This is a genomic window from Fischerella sp. JS2, assembly GCF_032393985.1.
Classification (GTDB): domain Bacteria; phylum Cyanobacteriota; class Cyanobacteriia; order Cyanobacteriales; family Nostocaceae; genus Fischerella.
Map to the genome: position 1 here is coordinate 754,996 of NZ_CP135918.1, position 10,923 is coordinate 765,918.

At 40.1% G+C, this 10,923-nt stretch carries 8 protein-coding genes and 2 pseudogenes; 8 read left to right on the top strand and 2 right to left on the bottom strand.

Translation table 11 applies throughout. The features are described from left to right. Nucleotides 1–42: 42 nt before the first annotated feature. The 6 genes and pseudogenes from RS893_RS03225 to RS893_RS03250 all read left to right on the top strand — a co-directional run bounded on the left by RS893_RS03225 (nucleotide 43) and on the right by RS893_RS03250 (nucleotide 5,319). On the top strand, nucleotides 43–822 hold the full coding sequence (locus RS893_RS03225; protein ID WP_315789836.1) for an MBL fold metallo-hydrolase: 780 nt from the start codon (nucleotides 43–45) through the stop codon (nucleotides 820–822). A gap of 334 nt (nucleotides 823–1,156) precedes the next feature. Further along, nucleotides 1,157–1,513: pseudogene (locus RS893_RS03230) on the top strand (caspase family protein); the annotation flags it as partial. Nucleotides 1,514–1,542: 29 nt separating this feature from the next. Further along, nucleotides 1,543–2,064: a POTRA domain-containing protein gene (locus tag RS893_RS03235; RefSeq protein WP_315789837.1), complete on the top strand. Its 522-nt coding sequence runs from the start codon at nucleotides 1,543–1,545 to the stop codon at nucleotides 2,062–2,064. 238 nt (nucleotides 2,065–2,302) lie between these two features. Next, entirely contained in the window at nucleotides 2,303–2,482 is a 180-nt protein-coding gene (locus RS893_RS03240) for a hypothetical protein (RefSeq protein ID WP_315789838.1), read from the top strand. Nucleotides 2,483–2,620: 138 nt separating this feature from the next. Next, nucleotides 2,621–2,959 (top strand): hypothetical protein, encoded by a 339-nt coding sequence (locus RS893_RS03245; protein WP_315789839.1) that lies wholly within the window; start codon nucleotides 2,621–2,623, stop codon nucleotides 2,957–2,959. Next, nucleotides 2,956–5,319: pseudogene (locus tag RS893_RS03250) on the top strand (CHAT domain-containing protein). The gene RS893_RS03245 and the pseudogene RS893_RS03250 overlap by 4 nt, the downstream one beginning before the upstream one ends. A gap of 28 nt (nucleotides 5,320–5,347) precedes the next feature. Here RS893_RS03250 and RS893_RS03255 read toward each other — a convergent pair. Beyond that, nucleotides 5,348–5,890 (bottom strand): hypothetical protein, encoded by a 543-nt coding sequence (locus RS893_RS03255; RefSeq protein ID WP_315789840.1) that lies wholly within the window; start codon nucleotides 5,888–5,890, stop codon nucleotides 5,348–5,350. Between the two features lie 360 nt (nucleotides 5,891–6,250). Between RS893_RS03255 and RS893_RS03260 the strand changes: the two genes are divergently transcribed. Continuing rightward, nucleotides 6,251–6,739, top strand: a complete 489-nt coding sequence (locus RS893_RS03260; protein ID WP_315791853.1) for a CHAT domain-containing protein — start codon at nucleotides 6,251–6,253, stop codon at nucleotides 6,737–6,739. Nucleotides 6,740–6,927: 188 nt separating this feature from the next. Here the strand turns inward: RS893_RS03260 and RS893_RS03265 are convergent, their stop codons facing one another. Beyond that, entirely contained in the window at nucleotides 6,928–9,120 is a 2,193-nt protein-coding gene (locus RS893_RS03265; protein ID WP_315789841.1) for a diguanylate cyclase, read from the bottom strand. Nucleotides 9,121–9,592: 472 nt separating this feature from the next. Between RS893_RS03265 and RS893_RS03270 the strand changes: the two genes are divergently transcribed. Further along, nucleotides 9,593–10,621: a VOC family protein gene (locus RS893_RS03270; RefSeq protein WP_315789842.1), complete on the top strand. Its 1,029-nt coding sequence runs from the start codon at nucleotides 9,593–9,595 to the stop codon at nucleotides 10,619–10,621. The last annotated feature ends 302 nt before the right edge of the window (nucleotides 10,622–10,923 follow it).

Sequence of the window (10,923 nt, forward strand, 5' to 3'; positions counted from 1 at the left end):
GATTAAAGACAAGTATTAATTTATAGAAGTCGTGCAATTAACATGCAATTAACATACTTAGACAGTAACAGCTGGCTGATCGAAATTGGAGAACAACGGATACTACTTGATCCTTGGCTAGTAGATACATTAACTTTCGGTAATCAAGATTGGTTTTTTAAAGGTTATCGAACTCAAGATCATCCCATCCCAGAAAACATAGACCTAATCTTGCTGTCTCAGGGGTTAGAAGATCATGCCCATCCCCCAACACTGAAGCAACTTGATCATAATATTCCAGTGGTAGCTTCTCCTAACGCTGCCAAGGTAGTACAGCAGCTAGGTTACACCCAAATTACAGTACTGACTCATGGGGAAACCTTTACTTTAAATACAAGTGTAGAAATTAAAGCATTTCCTGGTTCACCCATCGGCCCCACTTTGGTAGAAAATGGTTATCTCCTCAAAGAATTAGCAAGCAACTTGACTATTTACTACGAACCACACGGATATCATTCCCCGTCGCTGAAAGCATCAGCCCCCATTGATGTTGTTATTACTCCACTTGTTGATTTGACTTTGCCCATAGTTGGGCCATTTATCAGGGGTGGTAAAAACGCTTTAGAATTAGCCCAGTGGTTGCAACCTCAAGTTATGCTACCCACAGCAGCTGGAGGTGATGTAAAGTTTATAGGATTCCTAACAAAATTCTTGCAAACCAAGGGAAGTATTGAAGAATTTCGTTCTTTACTGGCAAAAAACAATCTTTCCACCCAGGTAATAGAACCCAAATCAGGCGATCGCATAGAGTTGCAGTTACAGAAAAAGGGTGTAGAGGTGTAAGTCACGGCATTATATTTAAATTTGGCGATCGCATCAGAAGCGGAAATTGCCAAGGGTACGGATTGGGTAAAGGGTATCACCACCAATCCTTATGCAAATAATTATGTATCTAGGTAAAAATTTTTTGTGATCAAAAGTGCGATCGCTGCATAAATATATCTGGATTTCCCTCATTATATTTTGAATAAAAAATACATGATTATTTATGCATCAGTCTTAAGAAATAAATGTATAATCACAGCCAAATATCTTAAAAAACTCGGCTTTTTAGTTCAGATTAACCTAAATATAGGTTAATTTTTGACAAATTATTGTTTAATATTCAATATTATTAATGCGACGCCGTCATTTTTTCCAATTTGCTGGCTCAGCTTTAACTACACTTGGTTTGAGCTATTTAGATATTATTCAACAAGGAAATCGTTACGCTCAGGTTTTGGCACAAAGCACTCCGCGTAAACTAGCATTGTTAGTGGGTATTAATCAGTATCCAGCTAGTCAAAGATTTACCAACTTAGAAGGATGCGTTACTAATGTAGAGTTACAACAAGAACTACTGATTCACCGTTTTGGTTTTAACAAAAGTGATATTCTCAGGTTGACGAGTGACCCCTCTGACAAGCAACCAACCCGCAACAATATATTAACAGCCTTTGAAAAACATTTAATTAAGCAAGCTAAGCCAGGGGATTAAGATTTGCAACAAGTTGGTTGAGAGGTTTGACTGTAAAGATAATTGACAGTGGAAATCATGCGATCGCTACCAATATCATATTTACCTTCTGCCTTCTGAACTCAGGTGCGATCGCCCAAACAACTCCCGTCCCCACCGACACTAAACCAAATCCGAATATAGACTGTTTTCCCCAACCTTTACCACCCAGCGAAGAACAACAACCAACTGTTCCAGTACCACCGCCAACATCAACACCAGAACAGCCAAACGTCAGCATACCCGTCAGTAAAATTGAAGTTGTAGGCAGCACTATCCTTACTCAAGATGAAATTGCCGCAATTACCAAACCTTTCGAGGGACGATCAGTAACTCTCAAAGAACTCCAAGGCGTTGCAGATAGCATTACTCAACTTTATTTAAATCAAGGCTACCTTACCTCTAGAGCAATTTTAGGAGAACAAACGATCACCAATGGTGTCGTTAAAATCCTGGTAATAGAAGGTTCTTTAGAAAAAATCGAAATCGAGGGGACTCGACGGCTAAATCATTGTTTCTGCAAATACTAGCTATACTCGTGGATTAGTTGTTCTTCAAAACGGGTCTAATGGAATACTCTCAGGTGTTTATCAAGATACACAACTTGATTCTAGTAACAGTATTAATGTAAGTTCTGTTTATCAACCGCCACCACCTCCTCCGCCACCTCTTCCAGATCAAGACATTCCCGATGATGCACAACGTCAGTTAACAAAACAACCAACCCACAACGACGTTTGTCAACCTACAAATACAAGCCTTACCCTCGTGCAAAGGCTCAAACAAGCACGTGGAATTCCTATAGATATTCCCGAATCAAGTAGTGCAAATGCTTGTGAAGAAGTAACTCCAGGTAACAACATTCTGCGGATTATTCGAGATAATCGAACGCAACCTCTTCCGATTAATTTAAATCTTGTACCGCAATCAGAAATTAATCGGAATTAATGATTGCCAATTTAGGGCTTAACGCCTGTACTCATATTTATTCTCTGCGTCCTCTGTGTCTAGTGCGGTTAAAAAATAATTTATTAAACCACAGAGGCAAGAGAGAACACAGAGGTAAGAGTGGGAAGGGAGGAGAAAATGCAAAAAGAAAATGATGGTTTGTCTTCAAGGTTGAAGAGATATAAATTTATAAATCTGATATTTTTGATCACTTTGTTAACAGGCTTTGTACCTTTTAACGCAGCTTCTACAACTGTTTCTGCTTCACTCATTGCTCAAACAATCACTCGCCAACAAGCCGATCGCATTTTTAAACAAGGTGTAGAACAGTACAAAGCAAAGCAATTACAGTCAGCAATTACATCTTGGCAACAAGCGCTTACTGCTTATCGTACTCTCAAAGACCGTCCGGGGGAAGCAACGACGCTGAAAAATCTGAGTGCGGTTTACACGAACTCGCTGATTATCCGCAAGTGATCGCTCATTTACAACAATACCTGAATTTAACAAGAGAGTTGCGTGATCGCCAAGGTGAGCAAGCGGCTTTAGTAGCGATCGCAGATATTTATGTACAGCAAGAAAATTATGCTAAAGCAATTGAATATTATCAACAAGGTTTAATTGTTGTTCGCAATTCTCAGCAAAGTTTAGAAGAAGCAATTATTTTAGGTAATTTAGCAAAGGCATATCGCATATTAGGTAAATACAACACTGCGATAGAATTAAATCAAAAAGCGTTGCAAATTTTGCGAACGTTAAAAGATCGTAAAACAGAGGCGAAAATATTAATAAATCTCGGTAATGCTTACGAGTCGTTGGGCGATTATGATAGTGCATTTAAGTCTTTTCAAGCGAGTTTGCAGATTGCACGGGAAATTAAAGACAGTGCAGTGGAAGCTATTGCGTTAGGAAACTTAGGTGCTGCTGCTGATCAACAAAAGTATGATCAGGCTATTGCTTTCCATGAACAAAGTCTAAAAATTAGTGAGTCAATCAATGATGCTGCGGGAAAAGCTAGCACTTTAATTAACTTGGGATCTAATTATTATTCGTTGGGCGATCGCACGAAAGCCCTGAGTTATTATCAACAAGCTTTAGAATTTGCCAAAGCCGCAAAGAATAACAAATTAGAAGCCGAAGCTTTAGGTAGCTTGGAATTAGCCTATGAAGATTTGCAACAGTACCCCCAAGCTATTCAACATCAACAGCAAAGCTTGGCAATTTTTCAGAAAATCGGTGATCCAGCAGCCCAAGGGATGGTTTTCAACAATTTGGGACATGCTTTTTTCAGTGCTGGTAAATTGGATGAAGCAGAATCACAACTGCGTAATTCTATCAAGCTACTTGATAATCTGCGTTTGGGACTCAGCGACACCTACAAAGTCTCGATTTTCGATACGCAAGTTTTTACCTACAACCTGCTGCAACAAATCCTGATCACTGCCAAAAAACCCGAAGCAGCTTTGGAAGTTTCCGAACAAGGACGCGCCCGTGCTTTTGCTGAGTTGCTGGCTAGAAAGTTAACAACAGATACTGTTAAAGCTAACTCATCTGTAAAATCAGTTGCTTATAGTTCATCTGTTAATGCTGCACCTAATATTGAGAAAATTAGGCAAATTGCCCGTCAGCAAAACGCCACACTTGTAGAATACACAATCATTCCCGATGATGATTTTAAGTTTCGCGGCAAACAACGGGGTAGAGAACAAGAATTATTTATTTGGGTAGTGCAGCCAAATGGTAAAGTTGACTTCCGACGGCGTGAGTTGAAGTTTTTATGGCAAACAGAATACAAGTCTTTAGAAAACCTGGTTAAAAATAGTCGCAAATTTATGGGTGTTAACGATAGTCGCGGTATTATTTCCGCAGAGGTAACTGTCGATCAACAAAGTCAGAAAAAACAGTTACAACAACTCCACGAAATTCTAGTTTCGCCCATTGCTGATTTACTACCATCAGATCCTAAAGCTAATGTCGTTTTTATTCCCCAAGAATCTTTATTTCTAGCTCCCTTCCCTGCACTACAAGATCAAAATGGTAAGTACTTGATTGAACAGCATACTATTCTCACCGCACATTCAATCTAAGTGCTATATTTAACACGAACTCTCAGGGAGAGAAGAAATAAAGATAGAGGGGAAAATGTTTCAATCAAAAGGTTTCAATCATCTGCTTTGATTGTAGGCAACCCCGCACCAATACCGACATTACCTCAGTTAAAATTAAAATTGCTACCAGAAGCAGAAAAAGAAGCCAAGGCGATCGCACAACTGTTGCAAACACCTGCGATGATTGGCGGACAAGCAACCAAAACGAACATACTTAAACAATTACCCAAAGCAAGACTTATACATTTGGCTACCCACGGCTTACTGGAATACGGTAGCCAAAATGGTACAAGCTACGGGGAAGATTTGGGTATACCGGGGGCGCTTGCTCTTACTCCCAACACCCACTTCCCTTCCTCCCCCCTTAGTAAGGGGGGAGATGAGAGGGATAATGGTTTATTAACAGCTGATAAAATTATCAATCTCTCCCTCAATGCTGAACTGGTTGTTTTGAGTACATGCAGTACTGGAGAGGGTAGAATCTCCGGTGATGGCGTGATTGAATTATCTCGTTCGTTTATTTCGGCAGGAACGGAAAGTGTGTTAGTTTCTTTGTGGTCTGTACCTGATGCACCCACAGCCGAGTTAATGACTGAGTTTTATCGCCAGCTACAGCAAAATAATCATAAAGCCCAATCCTTACGAGATGCAATGCTCAAGCTTGTGAAACAGTATCCTGATACACCGAAGAATTGGGCGGCGTTTACTCTGATTGGGGAAGCGGAGTGAATGTAGAGAACAAGGGACTTGATCGCGACTACTCAATCGTAAGAGTGACTTCATTAGTACTGTTACTCTTATTGCTAGGAATCCTAACCCCTACTTTTTGACCTATTTGAAACGTTCCAGTTGGAAATGTATCTTTGATCTCAATTCCGCCAGTTTCGCACCGAGCGATCGCGCCCCCAAGTTGGTACTGCGCTGCGGCTGATCCGTAGACAATTCCTGTGTAAGGTGTTCCGTTGACGATCACCTCAATTAATGCATTTTTAGGTGGAGAATATGGGCGGCTTCCTTCATTTCTCACACTGATAAACAATGTTTGTTGAGATCCAGAGCCAAATTCGTTAGATTTGTTTCTCAGTTGAACTTTTGTTGGAATCAGATTAACCAGAGGAATGTTGTCAGTATTACGAAGCCTGGGACAGAAAGGAAAAGGAGATGTAATATCACCAGGTGAAATATCCTTGTCGAGTCCAGCAGAGACGCTTGTTGAAACAGCTAAGGACAAAGTACTAGCAAAAAGCAATAATCCAAAGCTGAGCAAAGCATTTTTGATTGAGGATTGACGAATGTTCATTGTTTACCTCCTTCCACCTAAAGGACTAGGTGGGAGTGTTGAAGGTAGCTACACTATTTATTGGACTTATTTCAGATTTTTCACAAAACTTTATAAAATAGTAGTCAAAAACTGCTAACCACTAATATTAAGTTTGGCTAATTGCTTATGATATTATGCCTTGTTGTTGGGCATTGGTTTTTCCCATAACCTATTACCAGCCTATGCGACAGTATAAGTATTCAAGCGAACATAATATAACTACTTGCTATGAAGAAATTTCAAGTATTTGTTTATACTACTCTTTTATGGAATTTTCTATCGCCTGCGTTAGCGCAAACTCCTACTGGACAAAACTAAGAATCTTATAGCAATCGAGAAATTTTAGTAGTCGGTAATCCTAAATCGCCTTATTTTTTGCCTCTACCAGGAGCAGAACAGGAAGCAATAAGTATTGCTGAGTTGCTGCATACTCAGGCTTTGATTGGCGATGCAGCAACGGAAATGGCGGTTGTACAAAGGTTAAGCCAGGCTAGGATTATTCATCTAGCAACCCATGTGTTACCGGAAGCGGGTGTGATTGTGTTAGCACCTTCTGCTCAAGATGATGGTTTACTCACAGGTGAGGAAATCCAGAAGTTGCACTTAAAAGCAGATTTAGTGGTTCTCAGTGGTGAGCGTACGGCACTAAGTAAAATTACCGAAGACGGTGTAATTGGAGTCGTGCGATCGCTCATGGCAGCTGGAGCTACTAATATCATAGGTACGTTATGGTCTGTGTCAGAGCAGTCGACTGCTAAATTTATGATGGAGTTTTACCGCCAGTTACAAAAAACTGGTGATGCGGCTGGTGCTTTGCGTCAAGCATGATTAAAGATGAAACGAGAAAATCCTAACTTCAGAGATTGGGCTGGTTTTACTTTGATTGATTCACCTAAGTAGCGTTTTTAAACGCAAAGGAACGCAGAGTAGGCGCGGAGAAACGCAGAGTGTTTTCAATGATTATTAGCTACGAATTCTTGTCCCCCTTGTTTCCCTAACGCTCAATACACACTCACCTAAGATTGAGCCATGACGACGCGATCGCGTCCGGTTTTTTTGGCAATATATAAGGCAGCATCGGCAGCTTCAATCACTGCCGCACCTGTTATACCATGTTCTGGATACATGGCTACTCCTAATGACAAGCTAATGCAACCAAGTTTCTGACGTTGATGTTGTATGTCCAAATGCTTCACTGTTTGTCGAATTCTTTCGGCTCTTTCTTGGCAAACATCTAAAGAACTTTCTGGCAAAATCAACATTATTTCTTCGCCGCCGTAGCGACAGGCTATATCTGCTTTGCGAATTTGTTTTCTTAAAAATCCACCAAGTTCGCGCAATACAATATCACCTGCTTCATGACCAAATTTGTCATTGAAGCTTTTAAAATGATCGACATCCATCATAATGATGCCTACACGTTTCTGGCTGCGTTCGGCTCGGCTGATTTCTCGTTCTAAAGATTCTTCTAAGTAGCGGCGATTAAATAAACCTGTGAGAGGATCACGAATACTTTGCTGTTGTAGAGCTTCAGTGAGTCTTAAGTTAGCTAAAGCTAAGGCGATACGTTCAGCAACCGCAGAGGCTAATTGTTGTTTGGCTGCTGTCAGTTGTCCTGTTTGTGGGGAATGGAAATGCAGCATACCTAAGGCTTCACCCTGAGCCATCATTGGTACACAAAGAGCTTCGCCTCCAAATAAGTCTTCTTCAATGTGGCTACAGTGTAAACTATGATCGTCAGTTGTGGAAAAATGCGATCGCCCCCGTCGTAAAGCCCAACAGTTTTTGGGTGAGAATACTTTTTTACTCACAAGATTTGAGTTTCCCCAAGTAGTCACAGCTTCGACTAAATGTTTGGAGGAACTAATAATAAACACTCCACCTGAGGTCTGAGGAAACAAGGGTTGGATTAACTGAGCAATTACTTTATATGCTTCCTCTACTGTTAGACAAGCTTGGAGAATATCACTCATCTGACTGAGTAGAGCAATTTCATGGTTGCGTTGTTCAAGTTGCTGTACCCAAGAGGTAAGTTGCTCATTAGCTGTTTGCAAAGCGGCTTCTGCTTGTTTACGTTCTGTGATGTTGCGATTGACGCCAATGGTGGCGCTAGGCTGACCATGTTCGTTATACAGTGGTACAAATACTGTTTCGCATACTCCTTCTGTTCTATCCTTGCGAACAAAATTTATTTCACCAGCCCAACGATTGGCAGTGTGCAACTCGTCTATGATTTGTTGTGTAAGTACAGCAGACTCTTCTGGTTTGTGCAATATGCCGAGAGTTTTACCTAATACCTCTGCTTTGCCGTAGCCAAACATCTTTTCGGCAGCTCGGTTCCAGTCTATAACACGACCTAATAAATCAGTTACAATTATGCCATCCGAGATATTTTCAAAAATATAAGCCTGCTGCTGTAAAGTTTGTTCAACTCGTTTGCGCTCAGTAATATCCTGAATCTGAGTGATAAAGTACAAGGGTTGACCGTGGATGTCGCATACTAGCGATACACTTAACATAATCCACACCACGTGTCCAAGCTTGTGTATGTATCGCTTTTCCATGTGGTAACAGCGGATTTCACCAGTCAGTAATTGACGCACGTAGTCAAAGTCAGTATCTAAATCGTCTGGATGGGTAATCTCTTGGCAAGTCTTAGAAAGTAACTCTGCTTCTGAATAACCAACAATTTCACACAAAGAATGATTAACTTGTAGCCAACTACCATTTAACCCCACCAACGCCATACCAATAGCAGCATAGTCAAAGGCGTTGTGAAAGCGCTCTTTACTTTCCCGTAATGCTTCTTCTGCAAAATGGCGTTCTTTGATTTCCAACTCAAGTTGGTGATTGGCTTGCTTTAGTTCTATGAAGTTAGGCAAAGTCAGAACTTTGGGAAGCGATCGCACTAATAGAAACATTGCACCCAATGACCCAGAAGCCATAATCGCTTTGAACAAAGAGAGCAACCAATACTCCGAACGCCAGAATATCCAAGCCTCTATCATTTGAATGGTGCTACCAACTACAAATACTGCTGTAACTAAACGGTGTATCCAACTAAAGAGTAAATCTTGCCGCTTACGAACAAAATAAACAACCATGATCGGAATTAAGTAATAGGCAAAGGCGATCGCAGAGTCTGAGATAATATCCAGCCAATCCAATGTTGCTTGACATAGGTAGTAATGCCCGTATTGCTGATACACCGCCCGTACCTTTTTTTCATGAGAGTTAGAAAAATAGTTAAGAACTCTGTAGCCGAAATATCACTCTTAGGGTAGATGCGTAGATTTTATCCTCATGAAAAATCTACATGTAAATTTTTTAACCTTTTCTTTAGGGAAAATCCAGTAGTTAGCTTAAGAAAAATTTAATGTTTACAATGTAGGCTGAGGATACTAAGGGAAAATGGAGAAACTAACGAAAACACATTGCCTTACTATAGTTTCACTATAAGTCTGATACACTTGGCGAACTGGAAGACAAGACAAGAAAGACAAGGGAGAGAATTTGTATCAATAATTTTGTGAAATGGTATCAGAACTTGCTGGAGATTAGATAACAGCGACAATAAAAATGACACCTTAAAGCTCAAAATAGCCCAACTTAAAAAAAACCCAGGTATCTTTGCTCAAGGTTGATTCAAGTTAACTATTTGTTGCATAGGTATATAAAAATATGCATCAGGGAAAACAAAATATAATAGAAGGCATCTATGAAGTATGTATTGGCGTTCCAGAACCAATCTCGGCGATTCAGTATTGGGAGCAATTTGGTTATTGCATTGGTGAAGAAGGTAAATTACCAGCAACTGTAGCGAAGCAGTTGTATGGTGTTGACTCAGCTTTACGCTCAATTCGCCTTTATCACCAAAATGCAGATCATGGTTTGATTCGTCTGATGATTTGGCAAAACCCTATAAATAACGGGTTAAAAATAGGATCAATGAAAGTTAAGGGTAATCGTTGGGCAACAACTTTAACCGCCGATATTATAAATATCTTAAATCACGTAGAAGAGGCAAAAGCAGCTGGTTGGCCACTTTGGTTCACCCGTCCCCATTGGGAAGTTATTTATCAAAAAGAAAGGAAAAACCGTCCTTTTGTTGACACTATGGTGGGAGTGCGAGAAATGCTGTTGCTACAACCATTAACACGACAAGTTTTTTTTCAAAGATTTGGTTACACACTCCCCGATTACGGCAACATTAATATCAATTCTCCTTTCAAGACCAGTCAGTTTACCCACATGGGAATGGTAATTCAAGATGACAGCAAAGAAACATTAAAGTTTTATGACGAAGTTTTGGGATTGTTGCGGGTGCGTGATGATGTCGAGACTAGCTATGAATCATCTCTAGCTGGCCGAGAAATTTTTGACCTGCAACCAGGTGAAAAGTTTTTTGTCACCGCCTTTGATGATCCGCGTTCTTCTACGACTAACATGATGGCAACACGTAGTGGCAGACTGTATATTATTCGCTTCCCTAGTTCAATAAATTTAGATTCCCGCTATGAAGCAGCACAACCAGGTTGTTTGGGAATGTGTTTGTACACCTACAGAGTACGAGAATTTCATCAGTTTTGCGATCGCATAAAAGCTAGTTCTATACAAAAATTTACAAATATTGCCGAAAACGAATTTGAAGAACCCAGTTTTTCTTTTGTCGCACCAGATGGGTATTTTTGGAATTTAGTTGGATGTTAGTTGGGGGATGGGGAGATGGGGAGGTAGGGAGTATGAGGAGTGTGAGGAGTGTGGGGAGTATGAGGAGTATGAGGGGTGAGTGTTGGGCATTGGAAATTAGCAACAACCAACTACTAACCACTAACAATTGACTATTGACTAACAACCAACAATCAACTTCCAACAATAATGTATTATGAATTGCGTTAGTGTTTTTATATGTAAATAATACTGTTAATTTTTACAATAAATAGGTGGATTTTGACATTTTTGTGCTTGGTGGATAAAAACTTTTTTGAATTATCTAATTATTAAGACAAAAT

Bases quoted from the DNA above. Each gene is read 5' to 3' on its own strand.
- RS893_RS03255 (WP_315789840.1), bottom strand. From the start codon at position 5,890: ATGAACATTCGTCAATCCTCAATCAAAAATGCTTTGCTCAGCTTTGGA.
- RS893_RS03225 (WP_315789836.1), top strand. From the start codon at position 43: ATGCAATTAACATACTTAGACAGTAACAGCTGGCTGATCGAAATTGGA.
- RS893_RS03270 (WP_315789842.1), top strand. From the start codon at position 9,593: ATGCATCAGGGAAAACAAAATATAATAGAAGGCATCTATGAAGTATGT.
- RS893_RS03245 (WP_315789839.1), top strand. From the start codon at position 2,621: ATGCAAAAAGAAAATGATGGTTTGTCTTCAAGGTTGAAGAGATATAAA.